The organism is Paenibacillus aceris, from assembly GCF_017874035.1.
In the GTDB taxonomy this organism is placed as follows: domain Bacteria; phylum Bacillota; class Bacilli; order Paenibacillales; family NBRC-103111; genus Paenibacillus_E; species Paenibacillus_E aceris.
Genome location: NZ_JAGGKV010000009.1, coordinates 106,276 through 128,834 on the forward strand (window position 1 = coordinate 106,276; position 22,559 = coordinate 128,834).

Here is a 22,559-nt window from a genome sequence, read left to right on the forward strand (position 1 = left end):
CTTACTTTTAAGTAAGCGCTTATATATAGCCGTAAAATAGCAACAATGCTATGATTAGAAAGTTACATATTACGGAATGAAGGTGCAGAAATGAGTACATTAACAAAAGCTATTCTACTTGCAGCCAAAGCACATGATGGTCAAACAGATAAGGGAGGCAGCCCTTACATCCTGCATCCGATTCGACTAGCCAGTAAAGCCAAAACGACGGAAGAATCCATTGTAGCCGTTTTACACGATGTTGTAGAGGATTCAACTATGACGTTGTTTGAACTAAAGAATGAAGGGTTTAGCTTGAAAGTCATTGAAGCTCTGGATTGTCTGACAAGGAGAGCGGATGAAACGTATGAAGGCTTTATCAAGCGAATTAAACTAAATCCGCTTGCATCGAAGGTGAAGCTTTTGGATCTAGAGGATAATTGTGATATAAGCCGAATTCCGCAACCTACAGACGCTGACTATGCAAGAATCGATACATATAAAAAGGCCATTGCTATGTTGAAATATTAACATTTATTTGAGCAGAGGACGTGTCGTTGAACCGCACTATCATCAAAATGCATCCACTAGAACCTCTCCATAACGAGACGATCATCATTGGACCAACGGACGAATGTTTGCAGAAGTCGCATCAACAGCAGCAGGCGAATGCGCAGCACTATCACCATCAAGGACAATATTACTACGGGCATCCGACTTACTGAGTGCACCCAATAAGAAGGGGCTGTCTCCAAGGTAGTTCAACCTTGAGGGCAGCCTCTTATGTTGTTTGGCATCCGTTAGCGCTTTTTTCTTGTTGACGCGTTTCGTTTTTTTGCTCTTTTCACTTTTATGCGGGATGTAACGAATTTGTTTTTGGATTTCTGCGGAGACGTTTTCTTCTTTTTGGATAAACTGGCGATTCCGCTCCGTTTGCGCTTTGATACCCGTGTTTGTTTAATTCGTCTTCTAACGGTGAAGGTGGGCGGTTTGGCTGTTGAGGATAGCGGACTTATTGAATTTAATGAACTTAGCATCCCGAAGTGGATAGGCTGTATGCCCAATGCTTGATACGTCGTTTTTACCATAGGATCTCGATAAACAGCCATCTCTGCTTCCCTGGGTTCCGTCCATTCTGAGATGCTGCGCAGCGTGTCGTCAATATAACCCGGATGGCACATCACTTCCGTCGTTCCTTCCGGCAGTTGGTGCAGATAATGCAGAAGTTGATGCAGCCCATCTTGCTTATCGTAGGTGTCCAAAATAATGTGATCCGTCTTCAAATGGGACGGGCTGATCGCTTCCTGAGACGTTTGCGAGCGCCGCATGGGAATGTTCTCTTTTACCGCCAAATGATTCATTGCTCGGAATACGGCGGGGAAAATTTGATGTATATGATGATGCGAATCCAAATGTGTGGGCCTGAGTCCCGTAGCAAGGAAGCGATGCCACTGGGCATTCAGCTCGATTTCGATATCCCTTTCTTCTCGCGTGCAAGCCGTTTTTATATCATAAAAGCTTCCGTCTTGTTTCACGAGAGAAGGGACATCACGTGGACTCGACACAGGACTTCCGTAGGTTAAGTTAAAATGAAGCCCAACCCCGAGTTCTGGATGCACACGAGACAAGTTTACCGCTTCTTCAAATCCAGGCATATTCACCATAAGGGTCGTACTCGTAATTCCGCCTGCCTGAAACGCTTCTACAATTCCTCTATTCACACTGGGTGATAGCCCAAAATCATCAGCATTAATAATGACATATTTCAAGATGAACTAGCCCCTTTCTTCTAAAGTCAAGCGTGTATCGATTATCAGATGCAAGGGAGTCGAAATCGGCAATGGACAAGAGTGGAGAGGAGAAATGTCTTTTTTTGTCGGAAAATGAAATAAAAATTTATTGAATAATTTACAGAATAAAATAAAATTTCAAAATCTATTGACCCCTATATTCTTTTTCAATAGTATAAAACAATAGTCATTCATTGGAAGCAAGGATGACAACTTGGTGAGGAACGGGGGCAATCGCGATGGCCATTTCTAAGGTGCATAAGTTCCGATTAGCCCTTTTTTGGAGGCTTTTCACGAATTACTTTATTGTTATTTTGATTCCTGTTATTGTCGCCAGCTTTCTGGCCCATGTGCTCGCAGTCCGTACGATCGAAAAGGATGCCGAAAAGCTCAACGACGTGGTCATTAGCCATTTTTCGAAGCAAACTGACACGGCACTTGATTCACTCAAAACGAACATGATTAACATGCTCAGCTCCTCCAATTTAACCAGTGTTCTTCGGGTCATCGATGATTCGCGGGAAAATCAACAGCGTTCGGAACAGTTTTACGCGCTTAGAGAGCAATTGATGAAGCTTCAATCGGATAAATTGGTTTCGAAAGTATTTTTATATTTTGCCAATCACGATTTGGTCGCGGATGTCGATATTTACACGGATAAAACGTATTATTTCAAAATGACTTATCCGCTCGGTGAGCAGCAGAAAAACGACTACTTGTCTCGATTTACGGGCAAAAAGATGATGGAAATTACCGATTTGGGCACACTCGGTATGTCCGCTGTTATGAGTTATCCGTTCAATACGGAAAATCCGGAGGTATACTTGGTCGTCCATTTTGATCAGGACAAACTCAAAGAACAAATTTCCATTCCCGAGGAATGGGTCACGGGTACTGCTATTGCCACTAGCCAGGGGGAAATTCTGAATCAGAACGGCTTGACGGATAAGGAAATTAATGCCGTGCTTGCGCATACACGCTCGAATGCCATGTCTTCTCAATTCCTTGTCACAGATGCAATTGCTATGTCGCTTGTGAAGTCCCGGTTCAACGATACATGGTATTACGTGACAATCGCAGATCTTCGCACCTTAATGAAGCCCGCCTATATGACGCGGTTGATCAGTTGGGCGTTTCTGGTCTTTTTTCTCGTCGTGGGCAGCGTTGTGTCTTACTATTTAAGCCGTCGTTGGTATCGTCCGATACAAGAAATTACCGAAGAAAATAAAGAGCTTTCGCAAAGAATGAGCGGGATGTTCCCTTTCATGCAGGAGCTGTTTGTCACCAAAATTTTGCAAGGGGAATACCAGGACGAGCTGTCTATCGCCTATTATGCGAAGGAAATTGAATTTACCTATGACAAACACGCGATGCGCACAGTATTATGCATTGCTTTTCATTACGATTCGCAGGTTTACGAACAGCTATCGGAAACAACGAAGTCTTTCATGTTCGTGGAGATCAAAGAATTGATCCGTAAATCTACTCCGTCTATGGTTTGGCTCTGTCAAACGAAACCAGACGTTCTGGCTTGCGTTGTAACTCATGATACGTTCCTGCATCTGGGGGCGGATGAGGCTGCAGACATCGTCAGATTGGTATTGGAGTCATACAGCCAATATTTCAAGGCGACGATTGGAATCGGGAAAACCGTGAACGCAGCGGAGGAACTGCATGAATCCTATGAACAAGCGTTATCCGTTCTGCAAAATCGCGGACTTGATGCCGATGTGGAAATTTGCCGTGGCCCGCTTGTAGGAGACCGGACACAGTGGGAGAGCTTTTTATCAGTGCAGGAAGTGAACCGCATCTTCAATCAATACAAGACGAGGGAATACGAGAAACTGCTGGAGTCCGTGTGCGAAAAGCTCAAAGAAGGAAAACAGAGAAATGCGACCGCTATGCAGGTTAAATATTTAAGCACTGACGTGCTTAATACGTGGATTCGTGCTGTAGAAACCGAACACAACGATTTTAATGTGCCGTTTTTTTCAAGTCTGTACGAACGGCTGCATAGCAGCATGACGTGGGACGAATTAGAGCAATGCTTCATTGAGATTCACCGTGTGCTGTTTCGGACTGAGGAGCCTGATCAACGTTCGAAACAGTTTTCCGAGGTCTTGGAGTACATACATGATCATTATAACGAAGAGCTTTCGATCGAATATTTTGCCGGATTGTTAAACATGTCGAACGGGCATTTCAGTCGAACCTTTAAAGAAGCGGTAGGCGAAAAGTATGTGGAGTACATTGCAAAGTACAGGCTCATGAAAGCGAAGCAATTTTTGCTGGAGACGGATATGAAAATCGATGATATTGCGGAAAAGGTTGGCTATTGGGGCCGGAATTCATTCATTCGAACTTTTCGCAAATATGAAGGCATTACACCGGCCAAATATCGAACGATGCATCAATAAATATGTAGAGACTTCATTTTTTCCGAAGTCTCTATTTTTTCTTCTGGAACGTTCAAACAGCTGAAAAACCGCATGAAATCAAGCTTGTAAAAAAAGAGACATAAGGTAATTATGCGTGCTTTACGGTAGAAGCCCGATCTCTGTATAGTAAGGCCATCAACTTCCGAAAGGAGGAGGGGGTGGGCAGTATGCTGCAGCGAAATGGGATGTGGTATGTGTTAAAGAAACATAGAGCGCTATATTTGTTAATGCTGCCTGGGATTTTGTACTACATCATTTTCAAATATGTACCTATGTACGGGGTCATCATCGCCTTTCAGGATTATTCGATTGGCAGAGGAGTTTTGGGCAGTAAATTTGTAGGATTGAAACACTTTATTGAATTTTTTTATGTCAATCCGGATTCTTGGAAGCTGATTCGCAATACGGTCATGTTAAATGTGTATGATTTACTGTTCCATTTTCCGGCACCGATCATTCTGGCCATTTTGTTTCACGAACTTAAGAATAAAATGTTTAAACGCATCGCGCAAAGCATCAGCTACATGCCGCACTTTTTATCAACCGTCGTCATTGCCGGAATTCTTGTCACCTTCCTGTCACCGCAAACCGGTATCATTAATTTCCTGTTGGTAAAAGTGTTTGGGATGGAGCCGATTCTATTTCTGGGGCTGCCCGAATGGTTCAGAGCAATCTATGTTTCCTCGGAAATATGGCAAAAAATCGGCTGGGGAACGATCCTTTATCTGGCTGCCATTGCAGGGATTGATCCGACACTGTATGAAGCTGCCAAAATGGATGGGGCGAACCGTTATCACCAAATGCGCCACATTACATTCATCGGTATGGTACCTGTGATGATCATTTTGTTCGTCCTTACGTTAGGCCATTTCATGGAGACGGGCTTTCAGAAAATTCTGCTCCTGTACAACTCCATGAACTACGAAACATCGGATGTCATTAACACCTTCGTTTATCGGCGCGGTATCCTGGATGCAGATTTCAGCTTCGCAACGGCTGTCGGACTATTTCAGTCGGTGATCGGCTTGATTCTTGTCATTGGTGCAAACCGCATAGCCAGAAAACACTCAGAGACAAGCCTGTGGTAAGGAGGAATCCTAGTGAAAATCAAACAGTCGGCAGCCTCCAGAGTTTTTGATGTTTTTAACTATGGCGTCATGATCCTTCTTATGATTGTGATGATCTATCCGCTCGTTTATGTATTCAGTGCTTCAATCAGCGATAATGCGCTGGTGTCTAGCGGTGATGTTCTTTTATTTCCCAAAAAGGTGACGCTCATTGCCTACAAACAGTTGGCGGCCAATTCCGATCTATGGATCAGTTACTGGAATACGATCCGTTATACGATTGTGCATGTCATACTGACGTTGATTACGACAGCAGCAATGGCTTACCCATTAGCGAAGAAATGGCTGCCCGGCCGCAGATGGATTTTGATGATGGCTGCGTTTACGCTGCTTTTCAGCGGAGGGATGATCCCAACGTTTCTCGTCGTACAAAAGCTCGGCATGCTCAATTCGATTTGGGCTATCGTTTTGCCTTCCATGATCAGTACTTGGTATTTGTTCATCATGCGGACGTTCTTTGAAGCATTGCCGGAAGAGCTGGAGGATGCAGCGACGATTGACGGCTGTTCCTCTCTGCAAGTGCTATTGCGGGTTGTCATGCCGCTCTCGATGCCCGTTATGGCGACCATCGGTCTATTCACGGCCGTGAATCAATGGAATGCATTCTTCGACGCGCTCATTTACTTGAATGACCGTTCGATGTATCCGCTGCAAATTATGCTCCGGAACATTCTGGTGGCCGGCACCACGATTCAGGGAGAAGGCGATATGAGCCTGCTCCAAACGATGAAGTACGCCATTATCATGATGGCTACACTCCCAATTCTGTGTGTCTATCCATTCATCCAGAAATATTTCGTTCAGGGAACCATGATCGGCGGCATTAAAGGGTAAGAGGCGTATGTGATCCACAGCGCTCAGAAGCGACATTTTAATCCTATTAGGGAGGTCTTTTCATGAAAAAAAGAACAGTAGCAGCGGCATTGTCAGCCATTATGCTCTCCAGTTTGGTTGCAGGCTGTACCAGCGAAACGAAGGATACACCGGCATCAGGCGATACGAAAAAAGGGGAAGAGGCTAAGAAGCCGATCACCTTTTCCTGGCTGGCCTATGACCGTCCGGAGGGGAAAGTGCGACAAGACTGGGAAATTTTCAAGGAAATTGAGGCAAAGACCGGCGTAAAAGTAGAGTTTCAAGTGGTCAGTCAGGAAGGCTTGAAAGAGAAAAAGCAGATCATGATTGCGACCAATGCGGTAACGGATTTCATTCAGGTCGATACGTTGGAGGGAAGACAGCACGGGCCTGATAAGGTGTTTTTGAATCTGAAGGATTACTTGGATAAAGCTCCGAATATGAAGGCGTTTTTCGATAAATATCCGGAAGCCAAAGCCGTAGCAACAGGAGCAGACGGCGGTATTTACACTGTACCCGTCATCGAGGGGGATGCCGAAGGCAAGGGCTTCAACTTTATCTGGTATACCCGTAAAGACATCATGGATAAATACGGCTTGAAAGCGCCGACGACAGTGGAAGAATTTTATCAGTTCTTGAAGACTCTCAAAGAAAAACAGCCTGATACTTATCCGTTGATCAATAACGCGATTGTAGGCGATACGGGGCTATTCACTACATTTGGAAGAGCTTTTACAGGCATTCACGGTTTCTACAACATTGATCCGGCTACTGATAAATATGCTTTTGCCCCATATCACAAAGGTTATAAGGATTCGCTCGTGTTCCTTAACAAGCTGTTTAACGAGAAACTGCTTGATCCTGAATTCTCGATGATTACCCAAGCACAGTGGGAAGAGCGCCTTCTGAAAGGCAAATCGCTGGTTACGTTTTTCTGGAAGGCGGATCTAGAGACGCTGATGGATAAAGGGCGCAAAGCAGGAATTGCCGATTACACGCTTGACGCGATTCCGCAGTTTGCTGCCGACGGTATTAAGAACTATCAATTCTCCCGTTCTGTTGTCGGTACAACCGGGCGTGCGATTTCGGCCAAGGTGAAAGATAAAGATAGAGCGGTTCAATTCCTTGACTATCTGTTAAGCGAAGAAGGCTCGAACTACTTATCCCTGGGGATCGAGGGCAAAACGTATACGAAAGAAAACGGCAAGCCTGTTTACAACAAAGATTTCGGCGCGTCGCCATTTACAACACTGCGGAAAGATTGGGGCGTCTGGTATGACATGGTTACGCTGGACAATGCCAAATCCCGTGCGGTGTGGGAAAGCGGCTTAAGCGATAAGAGCAAAGCGATTAACAAGAGCTACGAACCATTCATCATCCCGGCACCGAAGCAGATCGTGAAGACTAGTGAAGAGCTGGAGCTTGAAAAGTCGAAACTGAACAATCTGAACAAGTACTTGGAGCAAAAGCTGACAGAATTCGTTTCTGGTAAAACGCCGATTAACGATAAGACCTGGCAAGAATTTATCGATCAGTGCAAAAAGCTTGGCGCTGATGAGCTGCTGGATATGTACAATGCCGCTTATACACGCACTTACGGTAAAAAATAATAGATTTGGCACTGTAAGGGGGCCCGGAAATGATAACGGGCCTCCGAAATGGAGGGATTCGAATGACCGAAAAGATGAAGGTCATTGATGTGGATGTTCATAATGAGCAGAATGATTCGGACCTGCTGCCGTATTTGGCCGAGCCTTGGCGGTCGCGCGTAGCCGCGACAGGCATCGGGTATTCCGGTTCCGGTTACTATTCGCCGGTTGGCGTCATGAAGAAAGATGCGATACCGCCAGGCGGTGGAAAAGCCGGTTCAAATCCTGATCTGATGATCAAACAGCTCCTTGAGGATTATAATGTCGAATACTGCGTACTAACCGGAGTGGTTTATAACATTTCAACGACGCATGATCCGGATTATGCGGCCGTGATCTGTTCAGCTTACAACGACTTTTTGATCGCTGAGTGGCTTGGAAAACATAAAGCGTTCAAGGGAGCAATGGCAGTCGCCACGCAGGACCCTTATCTCGCCGCAAGAGAGATTGATCGTATCGCAGGCCATCCCGACATCGTTGAGGTGATGATTTCAAGTGCGGCACGTGCGCCTCTCGGCCAAAGGCAGTATCATCCGATTTATGAGGCGGCAGAGCGCAATGGCCTGCCGATTGCCATCCACCCGGGAGCGGAGGGAGGGGGCAGCTCGACTGCGCCTACGGCAGCGGGGTATCCTTCCCGTTATATCGAATGGCATACTTGTTTATCCCAAATGTTCATGGCTCATCTCGTCTCCATGGTGTGCGAAGGGGTATTCGAGAAATTCCCGCGGCTGAAAGTGGTGCTTACCGAGGGCGGCATTGCTTGGCTGCCGCATCTGATGTGGCGGCTGGATAAGAACTACAAAGCACTGCGCTCGACAGTTCCTTGGCTCAAAAAAATGCCTAGCCAATACATTCGCGAGCACTGTTATTTGACTACGCAACCGATTGAGGAGCCGGACAATCCGCAGCATTTAATTGATTTATTCAATATGATCGATGCCGAGAATATGATTTTGTATTCAAGCGATTACCCGCATTGGGACTTCGACTCGCCGGATATGATTCTGCGGAGATTAAAGCCGGAAGCGAAACGTAAAATCTTTTACGAAAACGCCAAAAGCCTATATAACCTTTAATTCACGGAGGAGCTTATGACGGTTCATTATGTGCTGGATGCCGGCGCCGTTTCCGACGGCGGTCACGCTGTCGTCACCATCGAAGGGAAAAGCATCGGCGTTTACCGGATCAACGACACCTATTATGCCATCAACAATTATTGTCCGCATCAGGGAGCGCCGATGTGCGCCGGACTCGTTTCCGGGACAACGCTTCCCTCAAACGTGTATGAATACGAATACGGTAAAAGCGGTGAAATCCTTCGTTGTCCGTGGCATGGTTGGGAGTTCGATATTCGATCCGGCAAGTCGTTGTTTAGCGAGAAGATTTGGTTAAAGACGTATAAGGTTCATGTACAGGACGGCAGAATCGGTGTTGATATGGAGAGAAAGTAAATAGGTGAGGATGAGGGATCGAAGTAGGCTGAAACGGCCCTTTCGAACCTCTTTTTTTTGTGCGTCTGAAATGTGACTGATACGGTACGGATCGACTATTTTCGCTGTTAAACGTCAGTTTTTAACTGACAAAAGACGACATAACCAGTCATCCTTCGCTATGTACATATTGGAAACTAAAGGATAAACTTAACGTGTATATACTGAAATTAAATTTCATTAATGAGTAAAATTTCGAAAGATTATTTTTATGTAAAGAAGGTTAACTGAGCTTTTATGGATTGTTCTTGCAGTTCGATACATAAAGTATCGGGAGTTGGAAACTCTTCAGGGACGGTGATGCAAATGCGGTTGTAGGTTGGACGAAATTGATTTAATACGATGAAAGTCGTGCCAGGGAAATACATAGAAGGGATGTGTCTCTTGATGAAAAGCTCCACATATTCACTGAGAAAGAAGTGGCATGCATCCGTTGCGCTTATGCTGCTGGTCTGCACGATTGTATCCGGATTTGGAAGCGGTTTACCTTCTGTTCAGGCACAAGATGCCACGATGAAGAGCACGGCTGCGCCTTCTCCGCTGCATGAGAAGGTGATGGCCAAAAATGCCGCTGCCAAAACGATTGAGCTTGCCTCCAAAGGAGTTGTCGCATTAAGCGATAACTTGATCGTTGAACAGCAATTCGGCGAAAGAATCGTCACCAAAACATTGAACGATGTGATGGTAGGCGCAGAGAACGTAGACGTTTATTTAGACGGGGACGGGAAAGCGGCGAGAATGGTGATTCTCGGAGAAACGCCAATGAATCGCATGCGCGTCGGCATTCGAAAAGATATTTCCAATATTGCCGATATGACGCAGATCGATCATCCTCAAATCGATATCAAATCGGCGCAGGGCTTTGTGATCAAGGATAAAGCGGATAACAAGCTCTATCCGATTACGGCAGGAACGCTCGTTTCATTTACCGTCTCGAACGGTGAGACCGCCGTTATGCAGAATGGTGCAGCGCTGTTCTCAACGGCAAACCGGCTGTTTATCGAGCCTGTGAGCGTTGATTCTCTGCTGCAGGTCATGTCCATTAGTCGTGGCCAGGGCAAGCCGCAGTATCGAGGGACTTTTGAACTTTTCTTAAATCCTGATAAAAGCAAGCTTAGGCTGATCAATGAAGTCGACATTGAACAGTATTTGTACCAAGTTGTTCCGAGTGAAATGCCGTCTTCTTTTGGATTGGAAGCATTGAAGGCGCAATCGATCGCTGCGCGCACGTATGCGCTGACCGATTATATGACGAGCCGGTTTGCTGATCTCGGCTTCCACATCGATGACAGCACACTCAGCCAAGTGTACAACAACCAAGCGGAAAACGCGCTGACGACGCAAGCTGTACAGGCTACCGCCGGGAAAATCATGAAAAGCGGCGACGCACTGGTGGATGCGAGATTTTACTCGGCATCCGGAGGCTACGGAGCGTCGAAGCATGAGGTGTGGCAGGATGTCGATACCAACCAGTTTCCGGGCACGCCGCTTCCGTATTTGACGGGTCGCAGCTATACGTATGACCCTGCTAATAACGGCAGTATGTTGAGTATTGATACTTCCAATGAGCAAGCACTGAATGACTTTTACAAAAACTTGAGCTATACCGGTTACGATTCGGACTCTCCTTATTTCCGATGGAAAGTGAGCCTGACGAAAACCGAACTTCAAAATACAGTGAACAAGAATATTTTAGATCGTTATGCGGCAGAGCCAATGTTTGTTTTGACCAAAGAAGCAGACGGCAGCTTTGTCAGCAAACCTATCCCGCAAGAAGGTGTAGGAACGATCAGCACGATGTATGTTACAAAGCGCGGAGCCGGAGGCAACGCCATGGAATTAGTAATTGAAGGCAGTACAGGCACTTATAAAATTTTACGTGAATTCAACATTCGATTTACAATCCGGCCAAGCAAAATATATACCGGCGGTGGGGATGTATTAGCTTACCGTGCCAAAGGCGGGGCAGGCGTTTATGATAATTCACCGCTGCTCAATCCAAGCATATTGTACTCCGCATTTTTCAGTTTTGATTTGGCACGGGATACCGGCGGAGTGCTTACGAGCGTAACCTTCTTTGGCGGCGGCAACGGGCATGGGGTAGGGATGAGCCAAAACGGCGCGCAAATGCTCGGGCAGAAGGGCTGGACGTATGACAAAATTTTAGACGCTTATTACAAAGGCATGCGCCTGGTAGATATGAATGCGCCGGTTCTCAGACGGCTTGAGGTAGCGCCTAAATTGGCGAATGTGAATCCAGGTGCAGTCCAATCCTTCACGGTTAAAGGATTTGATGGCAGCGGCAATGAAATGCCGGTCCCGTCAGAGCAGCTGGTTTGGAGCCAAACAGGCTCGATCGGTACGGTTTCATCTGCTGGGGAATTAACGGCTGTAAATGGATCGGCGGTCGGAAAAGTTGTCGCAGCGGTTGGGGATGCCAGCGGGGATGCAGGGGTCATCGTTGGGAAGCCAACAGCTGTGGTGGAGGATTTTGAAAATATAACGGATATCGTGGCCACGAGTGTGCGTACGGTTCCGAATTCGGTTCAATTGATGAAGGTGAACAGGCCTGATCCGGTCCATGCAGGTACGTACGCCGGCAAATTCACCTATGATTTTACGGGAACAACAGGCACATCCGCTGCCTATCTGAACTTTAAAGATGAACTAGGCGGCACAGGTCGCGTGCTGGAAGGCTATCCGAAGAAGCTGGGCGCATGGGTTTACGGCGACGGTCAAAAGCATTGGCTGCGCGCGATGCTGCAGGATTCTGCCGGTACGAAACCAACCGTGGATTTCACTTCATCCGGGGGACTCAATTGGTCGGGATGGAAATACGTAACGATTGATCTACCGAGCAATCTGAAGCCTCCGATCCGCTTGAATCAGATTTATCTCGTAGAAACAAGCGATACGAACAAAAACGGCGGAACACTGTACGTTGATCAGGTAACCGCTTTGTATGCCAACACAGACGTATTCGAGTTGGAACTGTCCGGTTTATCGCCGATGGTGATCGGCGAAAGCAAGCAATCCGTCGTCTATGCGACGTATGGCGGCAGTATAGCGGCTGTGCAGGTTCAAAGCGGCACGGTCTTTTACAGCAGTGATCCTGCAATTGCGACCGTTGATGCAAAAGGGATCGTGAACGCGAAGCAAGCTGGAACGACTACGATCACCGCGATCTTTGGAAGCGCACCGCCAGCTGTCTATGAGCTGAAGGTAACCGCTGAAGCGCCTGTGGTTGAGCGTCTCGAGCTCGCTGGATTGACGACGATGGAGAAGGGACAGACGAAGCAAACGAAGGTATTCGCCACTTATGCAGGCGATTCTCAACCGGTTGAGCTTGCAAGTAGCGATGTCGTATTCAGCAGCAGCGTTCCGGACGTGGCTTCTGTTGACGTGACAGGGAAGGTGACTGCGTTGAAAGCCGGTCAAACGACTATCACGGCTGCTTTCGGCGGGCAATCCGTTCGTTATGATCTGGTTGTGACGAATCCGGTGGCTGTTCTGCAAAGCATTGATATTCAAGCGCTGAGCGCAATGACGATAGGTGATTCGCAGCGACCACGCGTAACGGCACTCTACAGCTTAACACCCGATCCTGTTGAACTTACGAGCGGGGTTATCTTTAAGAGCAGTAACCCGGCGGTAGCGACTGTGGACGATTCCGGGAATGTGACGGCATTAAAGGTGGGATACAGCATGATTACCGCTTCCTTCGGCGGAAAATCCGATTACTTCTCGCTTGTTGTCAATAAAGCGACAACAGCCCCAAAACGGGAGCTGAGAGCGGCATGGATTGCATCCGTTGAGAATATCGACTGGCCGCAAAAAGGGGTTGTAACGCCAGAAGCCCAGAAGCAATCTTTCACAGCACTACTGGATGATTTGGCCAAGATGGGCATGAATGCCGTCGTCGTTCAAGTGAAACCGACTGCGGATGCTTTCTACCCATCCGAATACGGTCCTTGGTCCGAGTATTTGACGGGTGAGCAAGGAAAAGATCCGGGGTATGACCCACTAGCCTTCATGGTCGAGGAAGCTCATAAGCGCAACATGGAGTTCCATGCTTGGTTTAACCCGTATCGCGTTAGTATGAAGGATAAGATTGAGAATTTGGTTGCGAACCATCCAGCTAGACAGCATCCGGATTGGGTTGTTAGTTATGGCGGGAAGCTGTACTACAATCCGGGTGTGCCGGCAGTGAAAGATTTTGTCATTGGAAGCATTATGGAAGTGGTCCGTAACTATGATATCGACTCCGTTCACATGGATGATTATTTCTATCCGTATGTGGTTGATGGTAAAGACTTCCCAGACGATGCTACATATCAAGCCTATGGAGCAGCCTTCCCGAATAAAGGGGATTGGCGCAGAGATAACGTAAACAAACTGGTGCACGAGTTGTCTACCGCCATTAAGCATGAGAAAAGCTATGTCAAATTCGGCATCTCGCCATTCGGCGTCTGGCGGAACTTGGCAGACGATCCGACAGGCTCTGATACAACAGCCGGACAGCGAAATTATGACGATCTGTATGCCGACACTCGCACATGGATTCACGAAGGTTGGATTGATTACATTACACCGCAAATTTATTGGAATTTCGGATTCACAGCGGCAGCTTATGAGAAACTAATCGACTGGTGGACGAAAGAAACCCAGGGTACGAATGTTCATCTCTATATCGGTCATGCCGTCTACAAGATTAATGCAAACAATGAGGCATGGGAAAATCCCGATGAGCTGCCGAACCAGCTTAAATACAATTTGAACTTTGAAGGTGTCAAAGGCAGCATGCACTTCAGTGCGAAGGATCTTCAGACGAATCCTTTAGGCATTAAAGACAGATTGACGAATGACAGTTACAAACTGCCAGCTCTGATTCCGTCTATGCCTTGGATAGACGCCACTGCGCCGGAGCAGCCAAAGCTCGATACCGTTAGCAAAGGTTCAGCGGGAATCGATCTTTCATGGAAAGATGCAGAAGGAAGCGATGCCGCTTATTATGTGATCTACAGATTTGACGGAAGTCAGGGCGGCAGCATTGACAATCCTGCTCAAATTGCAGGCATTGTCCGCAAGCAGTCGAGTAATGTTCAGCATTACACGGACAACAAAGCTGTGGAAGGCAATTTGTACACTTATGCTGTTACAGCAGTGGACCGGGTGCATAACGAAAGCGTTGCGAGCAATTATGTAACGCTGGGCGAGAGCCAGAATCGAATCGAGCTGGAGCCAATCGGTGAGCTTGCGGTTGGAGCCACAAAGCAAGCCCGAGTGATCTCGTACGGCGCGGGAAGCGATGCTGGCGTTGATGTAACGAGCAGCTCTCAATTCACCAGTTCTCATGCGGATATCGCTACGATTGAGCCAAGCGGCTTGATTACGGCGCTGAAGGAAGGAACGAGCGTGATTACCGCAACCTATGGCACGCTATCAACCACATCTACCGTTCAAGTTACTAGGCAACAAGGCCAGACCTCTGCCATTCTGGTTGGTCAAAGCAGTGTGTTAACGGGTCAACCGTTTACTGTTCAATTTGGCCTGCGCAATGTGACATCCAGTGTTTATGCACAGGACATCACGATTGAGTATGACGCAGCCATTGCGGATTATGTTTCAGCGGCTTCGATCAAGGATGGCGTGAGTATCGTTTCCGAGAAGGCGGGTCAAGGGAAAGTAAGGCTTATTCTTGCAAGCGAAGGAGCAAGTCACGCAGTTAGCGGCGATGCTGATCTGGTGCAAATTTCGTTCCAAGCCAAAAAAGTAAGCCAGACTACAGCCGGAACAATCGCTGTATCCAGTGCGCTGCTAGGCGACGCTCAAGGACACGAGATTGAGGCGAGCCCAGCTTCTATCCGGGTTGAAGTCGTGACACAGCCTCCTGGTCAACCAGGTGATGCGAACGGCGATAACAAATACACGATAGGTGATTTGGCTTTTGCTGCAGCTCATTATGGAGAAAACAGCACGAATCCGAACTGGAATCGCATCAAAGTCGCTGACTATGATGGCGACGGAGTCATCGATATTAAAGATCTTGCATCTATCGCGAGGAAAATTATGGAATAAGACACTGATAGCAATCGAATAAACGACATTCTGCCCCTCTCCTTAGACATACTGCTATGTGCAAGATACATGGCCTAGGGAGTGGGGCATTTCTTAATCCAAAAATGCCTAAAAGGAGGCTTCGTGAATGAAAAAGCTTCGCAACCGACTTTCCAACTGGTTATGCGGCGTTTCTGTTTTATCCATGGTTTTGCCTTATGGAGCTGCTCACGCTGCAATACCGGACTTGGAGAGTCAAATTGTTGATTCGCGCCAAATGGAAATCGCCTCTGGCGCTATGTATAACTGGTATGATATGAAGCTGGATCGTGGATTTGAGAAAGTGCATACTATTGAGTTCCATCCACAAGAAGGAAAGCTGGATTTACAGCCTGGGAAAACCGATGGCAAAGTTTACGGCATGCAAGGCGTGTCAAAAATGGCCAGCGATGCCGACCAACCCGGTAACCGAGTAATCGCAGGAATTAATGGAGATTTCTACGATTTGGCAAACGGCATTCCGCTCGGCATGTTCGTGGGAGACGGGAAGATCTTAACGAGTCCACCCAGCGACTGGTATGCTTTTGGTCTAAAAGCTGACGGAACAAGCTTGTTCGGACCGAGTCCCAAATTGACAAGGACAGTCACGATTGGTAGCAAAACGACGCCAATCACGCATATAAACCGTTTGCGAGGCGCGGATACTCTTGTTTTGTATTCGTCTGATTTTTACACTTCGACGATGACGAATGATCTTGGCGATGAGGTTGTTCTGGACATTCTTGATGGCGATGTAAAAAGTGGACAGACGATGAAGCTCAAAGTAGCCGAACTCCACAAGGACAAGGGTAACAGTGCGCTAACGGAAGGCAAAGTGGTGTTATCCGCAGCAGGCACGTCCAGAACAGTACTCAGCGGACTTAGCCTCGGCGATGAAGTGACAGCTAGCTTTGAGCTAGAAGCGGCATGGCGCGATGTGAAAATGGTAATCGGCGGCTCTGAGCTGCTGGTGAAGGATGGTGTCGTGCAGCCGAATGGCGATACGGCTGTTCATCCACGGTCGGCCATCGGCACCAAAGCGGACGGAACGATTGTGATGTTCGAGGTGGATGGCCGCAGCCCCGGCTTTAGTGAAGGGGTTCAGCTGCAAGAGTTAGGCCAATTGATGAAAAAACTCGGCGTTGTTCAAGCTTTGAATTTAGACGGCGGCGGCTCTTCGACGGTTGTGGTCAAACTCCCGGGACAGTCTGATAGACAAGTCATGAACAGACCTTCTGACGGCGGAGAAAGGAAGACGGCTAACGGCTTGCTGCTCGTTAACAAGGCTCCAGAGGGAGCAGCTTCCAAGCTGGTGATTCAACCCAATTTTGAGCGTGTTCTTGCTGGTTCAACCTATACGTTCCAATCTGCGGCTGTTGATGAGTCAGGACACCCGGCTTCTTATACGGGAGAGCGTTCGTGGGTGCTGAATTCTGCCGCAGGGACAGTAGACAGTTCAGGTAAATTTCTTGCAGGCTCATCTGCAGCAACGACCGAATTGACCGTTAACGGAGCGGGGCTAGCTTCTGGAAAAGCGACTGTAGAAGTGGTAGACGAGTTAACTGCGTTGAAATTCCCTGATAGCGTTAAAACGTTTGCGTCAGGCAAATCGGCGGCTTTAACGGTGACCGCACTTCGAAACGGCCAAGTTGTGCAAGCAGACAACAGTAAACTAACCTGGCGTGTAGAGGGGCCGATTGGCACGATTGATGCAAATGGGACGTTTACGGCAACGGCAGAAACCGAAAAAAGCGGTAAAATTTATGTGAGTTATCATGGAGTTGAAACATCAATGGATGTAAACGTAGGTTTGCCGCCCGTCATACTTGAAGACTTTGAGAATGGACTGGGCAATTATCTGGCAAGCTCCTCTGCACAAGCGGTAAAAAGCATTGCAAGCATAGAGACGAATGAGGATTTCGTGAGGTTTGGCGGCAAAGCCCTCAAGCTTGAGTATGATTTTACAGGCAAGCCTGGTACTTCCGGTGCCTATTTAACGGCTAAGGATATCGCTTCCCGTATTCAAATTCCGGGATACCCGGAGAAAATCAGCATGTGGGTGTACGGGGACGGGCGCACGCACTGGCTAAGAGCGCAGCTCAGGGATGTGAACGGGACGATTCCGATTGATTTTACAGACCAGAATATCGGAGTGAACTGGACCGGTTGGAAATACGTAGAAGCTGTCGTTCCGAAAGGAAGGGCACTGCCGCTTACAATCGATATGCCTGTCCGATACATGGAAACGCAAGCGGCCAAGAAAGATGCGGGCATCATCTATATCGATCAAATCCGCGCGCTGTACGGACCGGCCAAGGATGATATGGATCCGCCGATACTGGGCAATATAACGCCTGCAGACGGCGCAACCGTGCATACAAACACACCAACCATTCGTGCATATGGCGAAGATTACGGCTACAATCACGAGACGAATCCAGGCACAACGCTGATTGATCAGGATAAAATTCGGTTTTATTTGGATGATCATCTCGTTTCGCATGCCTTGTACCCACCGGAAGGACGCATTTGGCATACGCCTGAGGTTCCGTTAGCTGACGGTGTACACAAGGTTAAGCTTCAGATCAAAGATTTGTCCGGCAACCAAACGACGAAGGAATGGACATTCACCGTTGACACGGGCTCTCCCAAGATCGGATATCAAGCTCCCACGGAGACTTACGCCGGGAATACGTACACGCTTGATATTAAAGGGGTAAAAGCATCAAAAATCCGCGACGGCCAAATCGAATTCGCCTTTGATCAAACAAAAGTCGAAGGGCTGCAAGCAATCAAAGGTGGAAAGCTTACCGACAGTATGTGGCAAACAGCGATTGATCCAGCGCAAGGTACGGTTCGATTAAACTGGGTAGGAATCGATTCAGCTGCGCTTACGGACGATGATCTTCTAGGTCAAATCTCTTACCGCGTTAAATCGGATGCCACTGGGTCGCACGACATTGCATTCCGTTCCGGTTCCATTCGGTTCACGGATTCGGGAGAGACACATTTCGCCTTCTTTGGTCTGCCGATCACCTCCACGATCAAGCATCATCTATCATTAAGCTGGGATGAATTTGGCGTGGTGCAAGGCTATACAACCAAGTTTACGGTGAAAGATCAGCAAGGGCAGGCTGTGGGAGATGCAAAGCTGATTGCTGATGGAACTGAAATTGGTGTGACTGATGCACAAGGTATTTTAGAGACCAACACGTTGACATCTGTCGTAAAAGAGTACAAACTGCAAGCCGTAAAAGACCAAAAGTTCAGTCCACTGATGAACTTCAAGGTGTCCCCACTGGCTGGTACGCAAGTACCTTACAACATAAGCATGACAATGGGGGATGATCCGACGACTTCGAGGTATTTTGCTTGGCATACACATCCAGGAATTGAATCTACTGTCGTTGAAATCGCCAAGGCTGCGAAATTTACTGATTTTTCGCAAGCGAATGTCATGAAACTTACTGGCAGCAGCTATGTTTACAATACGTATGATTTAGGGACGGTTCGTGTCCATAAAGCGAGTGCTACCGGATTAGAACCAGATACACGCTACGTCTACCGTGTCGGGGACGGAAACGGGAATGTGAGCAGTCAAGGATCGTTTCAAACAACGTCCGCGAATGGCGATCATACGAAATTTCTTTACTTTGCCGATTCGCAAGCGGCTGATTTGAATGGCTATAAACTGTGGGGGAATACCGTTAACAAAGCCGTAGAAGAGCATCCGGACGCAGAATTCATGGTGCATGCCGGCGATATGATTGATAGCGGTTTTAAGGAAAGCGAATGGAATATGTGGTTTAGCGCAGCGCAGGACAAATTAATGAATAAGACGCTTGTTGCTCTTATCGGGAATCATGAAGTGATGGGCATGCGGGAAAATAATGATTTCCTTGCTCATTTCAACCAGCCGGGCAACGGCGTTAGCACACTTAAGGGGACAAACTTCTCTTTTGACTACAAAGATATGCATTTTGTGGTTCTCAACAGTGAATATGCCTATGAGGAGCAGAAGGAATGGCTGCGTCAAGATCTTGCAAACACGACGAAGAAGTGGAAGGTGGTTGCTTTCCACAGAGGTCCCTACGGTAGTATCTATGACACGGCTATCGTTCGGGAACAGTGGGTGCCGGTATTTGACGAATTCAAGGTTGATCTTGGCATTAACGGACACGATCATATTTATTTGCGAACTTTCCCCATGAAAGATGGCAAACCGGTCGCCGAGGGGCAAGGGACTACCTATATGGTGGCAGGCTCCACAGGACCTAAGTTCTATTCGCTTACAGCTAGAGATTGGCAGAAAGTGACCGATGCGGAGAATACACAAATGTATGCGGTTGTCGATATTCAAGGCGATGAAATGAAGGTTGTCACCAAAACCGTTGGCGGACGCATTGTGGATGAGTTTACACTGCAGAAATCGGCCGCACCGGAGACATTTGCGTTAAGCACAGATAGTCCTTCTTATAACCTGGAAGTCGGAGAGACTCATCAAACGGTCGTTACAGCAACCTACAGCCCTTCAGGAACAGCTCAAAATGTAACGGCATCCTCCTCCTTCCATGTAGAAGATGAACGCATTGCAGCCGTTGATAGCAACGGGATGGTGACGGGACTTTCCGAGGGCAGTACTTTGCTTACGGCACAATATGGCGGGCGGCAGGTACAGGCTCAGATCCACGTTCAAAAAGGGGCCGTTCAGCAAACGGTAACAACGCTTTCCGGTCCTTCGGGCGTCCTGCCGAACGAGTCTTTCACACTGCGCTTTGGGTTGAAGAATATACAGCAGCCAATACTGGCTCAGGATCTGCAATTCCATTACGATTCGAATCTTTATGAGTTCGTGGATGCAAAAACGACCGCAGATGGCGTGAAGATCATTAGCACATCGACTCAAGCTACCGGAGATATTCGTCTACTAGTCATAAGTGAAGGGCTTGCGCACGCTATTTCTACCGATTCAGCCTTCATTGAGCTGAACTTCCGCGCGAAGCCTATCGCGCAAACCGCCAGCGGCTCGCTCGCCGTTACCAGCGCGATCATGGGGGATGCCGATGGAAATGAACACATAGCGGCGCCGTCAAGTGTGCGCGTCGAGGTAACCGTTCCGAGGGGCTTGCCAGGCGACTCCAATCACGACAATAAATACTCGATCAGCGACCTAGCGATCGCAGCAGTTCATTACGGCAAAGATCGCACACATCCGGATTGGAGTTCCATCCAAACTGCGGATTACGACGGAAACGGAGTAATCGATATTCTCGATCTTGTGGCTATTGCCAGAAAAATTATGGAATAAGAAGTAAAACATCCGATGAGGCTGTTCCCAGGGTCGCTCTTGATCCCGGGGGCAGTCTCTTTTTTACACGGTGCAGTCCGAACATGGCTTCGTTTAGCAGAGCTACGAATTCAACGGCCTCGGGCGCAGTTAAGGGAACGACGACAGGGCGCTATTTTATTGAATGCAGCCCTTTTAGCCGGTGAGAGGGAACTGTGCTCCTCTATTTCGCCATTTGAGTGAAGAGAGAGCTCATTTCGTTGGAATAAGGCCCTGTAGTTCTCTTATAATTGGGGCCTCGCCGTTTTTTGCATACATAGCGAACTGCAGTTCCCTTATGTGCAGTTTGTCTCCAGCAGATGCGCCCATCGACGAGGATCCCCTCCTTTCTCCTGCCAGGCCAAGGGGCTGCTTAGAATTCTTTTTGGCCATTTAATCACCTTTGGCTCGGAGAAAAAAAGGATTAAACAGCAGCATGACGAAAATTTGTACAGAAGCATGTAAAAGTAAACGAAATGGGGTCGTCATTCTAATGAGCGATAATAAGTCCATTAACGCTATGCAATTAGATTCGAACATGCAGATTGAGACTAATGAGAAAAGTCTTTATTGGCACTCACCGCTGAAGCCACCGTTTCAAATAGCCGGTTTTGGATGGCTGCAGGGAGAGGGGCGATATCGCCGGCTTCCAGAGAAACCAGCTTGGGAGCTGCCGCAGGCCGTCAATCTGTTAGCGAATTGCACATCCGGCGGCCAAATTCGCTTTACGACAGATGCAATCTCTTTCTCCGTCAAGGTAAAGCTAAAAGGCGCTGCGGACATGTACCACATGCCGGCTACCGGTCAGTGCGGATTTGACTGCTACCTTGGAGGACCGGGCGAACAAATGTATTACGGCACGACCAAATACGATCACCAGCTAGCAGAATACGAAAGCGTTTTATTTGCGAATTTGAACCGAGAAACACGGGATATTACTCTGAATTTCCCACTGTACCAGGGGGTAGATGAGCTCTGGATCGGCTTGGACCCGGCAGCGCAACTTTTTCCTCCGCCGGTGTACGAGAGCAAGAAGAAGGTCATCGTATACGGAACCTCCATTACGCAGGGAGCTTGCGCTTCCCGTCCGGGGATGTCCTATACGAACATTTTATCGCGCCGCTTCAATATAGAGTTCCTTAACCTGGGTTTTTCCGGGAGCGGGAAAGGCGAGCCTGAACTTGCCCATCTTCTGGCTGAAATCGAAGATCCGGCATGTCTCATATTGGATTACGAGGCAAATGTGTCGACTGAGCTGCTTCAGCAAACGCTGCCCAACTTTATTGCAATATATAGAGAAAGGCATAGGACGACGCCTATTTTGGTGATTTCCCGTATCACGCATGCCAAAGAACGATTTGAAGCTCAGATGGCGAAGGATCGCGCGGACCGCAAACAAATTGCGAAACGAACCGTGGAGGAGCGTCGTGAGAGAAATGACGCCAACATTTATTTCTGCGACGGTTCTCATCTTTTGGGGGAGGAAGCGCAAGAGTGCACAGTGGATGGCTCTCATCCGACTGATCTTGGTTTTCTGCGGATGGCAGACGGGCTGACACCTATTCTTCAGCAGATTTTGGGACAAACTAAAGAAAATTCGTTCGATCCGCAAAGCACCAAAGATGACCTTGGGAATATCTGATCCGACATTTTCAGTTGCAGAGACAATCATTCATTTGACATAGTAGATTAAAGTCCAGCAGTCCGGTCTCCCGTATGCAAATGGATAATGGCGAGGAGGCTCAATTTCGCTTCCAGAGCAGCACTGGGCTTGGGACCCGTGTGGCGCATTGCTTACCTCTAGATCTG

General features: G+C 47.7%; 12 protein-coding genes. 11 read left to right on the forward strand and 1 reads right to left on the reverse strand.

Annotated features, from left to right (window positions below; all coding sequences use genetic code 11):
* The first annotated feature begins 90 nt into the window (after positions 1 to 90).
* A complete protein-coding gene (locus J2Z65_RS17950) occupies positions 91 to 510 on the forward strand; it encodes a GTP pyrophosphokinase (protein WP_209856008.1) in 420 nt (139 codons plus the stop codon).
* Between the two features lie 26 nt (positions 511 to 536).
* Complete coding sequence (locus J2Z65_RS17955; RefSeq protein WP_167057817.1) at positions 537 to 704, forward strand: hypothetical protein; 168 nt, start codon at positions 537 to 539, stop codon at positions 702 to 704.
* A gap of 75 nt (positions 705 to 779) precedes the next feature.
* Here J2Z65_RS17955 and J2Z65_RS17960 read toward each other — a convergent pair whose 3' ends face one another.
* Positions 780 to 1,748, reverse strand: coding sequence for a carbohydrate deacetylase (locus J2Z65_RS17960; RefSeq protein ID WP_167057814.1), 969 nt, complete (start codon positions 1,746 to 1,748; stop codon positions 780 to 782).
* A gap of 260 nt (positions 1,749 to 2,008) precedes the next feature.
* On the opposite strand from J2Z65_RS17960, the gene J2Z65_RS17965 reads away from it, so the two are divergent.
* The 9 genes from J2Z65_RS17965 to J2Z65_RS18005 all read left to right on the forward strand — a co-directional run bounded on the left by J2Z65_RS17965 (position 2,009) and on the right by J2Z65_RS18005 (position 22,392).
* A complete protein-coding gene (locus tag J2Z65_RS17965) occupies positions 2,009 to 4,186 on the forward strand; it encodes a helix-turn-helix domain-containing protein (RefSeq protein WP_209856011.1) in 2,178 nt (725 codons plus the stop codon).
* 188 nt (positions 4,187 to 4,374) lie between these two features.
* Positions 4,375 to 5,295, forward strand: coding sequence for an ABC transporter permease (locus tag J2Z65_RS17970; protein ID WP_167057811.1), 921 nt, complete (start codon positions 4,375 to 4,377; stop codon positions 5,293 to 5,295).
* 12 nt (positions 5,296 to 5,307) lie between these two features.
* Entirely contained in the window at positions 5,308 to 6,168 is an 861-nt protein-coding gene (locus J2Z65_RS17975) for an ABC transporter permease subunit (protein ID WP_167057808.1), read from the forward strand.
* A 62-nt stretch (positions 6,169 to 6,230) separates the two neighbouring features.
* Positions 6,231 to 7,796: an extracellular solute-binding protein gene (locus J2Z65_RS17980; protein ID WP_167057805.1), complete on the forward strand. Its 1,566-nt coding sequence runs from the start codon at positions 6,231 to 6,233 to the stop codon at positions 7,794 to 7,796.
* A 62-nt stretch (positions 7,797 to 7,858) separates the two neighbouring features.
* Complete coding sequence (locus J2Z65_RS17985) at positions 7,859 to 8,914, forward strand: amidohydrolase family protein (protein WP_193580915.1); 1,056 nt, start codon at positions 7,859 to 7,861, stop codon at positions 8,912 to 8,914.
* A gap of 15 nt (positions 8,915 to 8,929) precedes the next feature.
* Positions 8,930 to 9,289, forward strand: a complete 360-nt coding sequence (locus tag J2Z65_RS17990) for a Rieske (2Fe-2S) protein (RefSeq protein WP_167057802.1) — start codon at positions 8,930 to 8,932, stop codon at positions 9,287 to 9,289.
* A 426-nt stretch (positions 9,290 to 9,715) separates the two neighbouring features.
* Entirely contained in the window at positions 9,716 to 15,406 is a 5,691-nt protein-coding gene (locus J2Z65_RS17995) for a family 10 glycosylhydrolase (protein WP_167057799.1), read from the forward strand.
* Positions 15,407 to 15,533: 127 nt separating this feature from the next.
* The gene (locus tag J2Z65_RS18000; protein WP_167057796.1) at positions 15,534 to 20,732 is read left to right on the forward strand and encodes a phosphodiester glycosidase family protein; all 5,199 of its coding nucleotides are present in this window, start codon (positions 15,534 to 15,536) and stop codon (positions 20,730 to 20,732) included.
* A gap of 454 nt (positions 20,733 to 21,186) precedes the next feature.
* Entirely contained in the window at positions 21,187 to 22,392 is a 1,206-nt protein-coding gene (locus J2Z65_RS18005; RefSeq protein WP_240159686.1) for an SGNH/GDSL hydrolase family protein, read from the forward strand.
* The last annotated feature ends 167 nt before the right edge of the window (positions 22,393 to 22,559 follow it).

Coding starts and splice junctions, on each gene's coding strand:
- J2Z65_RS17950 (WP_209856008.1), top strand. CDS start 91: ATGAGTACATTAACAAAAGCTATTCTACTTGCAGCCAAAGCACATGAT.
- J2Z65_RS17985 (WP_193580915.1), top strand. CDS start 7,859: ATGACCGAAAAGATGAAGGTCATTGATGTGGATGTTCATAATGAGCAG.
- J2Z65_RS18005 (WP_240159686.1), top strand. CDS start 21,187: ATGACGAAAATTTGTACAGAAGCATGTAAAAGTAAACGAAATGGGGTC.
- J2Z65_RS17980 (WP_167057805.1), top strand. CDS start 6,231: ATGAAAAAAAGAACAGTAGCAGCGGCATTGTCAGCCATTATGCTCTCC.
- J2Z65_RS17970 (WP_167057811.1), top strand. CDS start 4,375: ATGCTGCAGCGAAATGGGATGTGGTATGTGTTAAAGAAACATAGAGCG.
- J2Z65_RS18000 (WP_167057796.1), top strand. CDS start 15,534: ATGAAAAAGCTTCGCAACCGACTTTCCAACTGGTTATGCGGCGTTTCT.
- J2Z65_RS17990 (WP_167057802.1), top strand. CDS start 8,930: ATGACGGTTCATTATGTGCTGGATGCCGGCGCCGTTTCCGACGGCGGT.
- J2Z65_RS17995 (WP_167057799.1), top strand. CDS start 9,716: ATGAAAAGCTCCACATATTCACTGAGAAAGAAGTGGCATGCATCCGTT.
- J2Z65_RS17965 (WP_209856011.1), top strand. CDS start 2,009: ATGGCCATTTCTAAGGTGCATAAGTTCCGATTAGCCCTTTTTTGGAGG.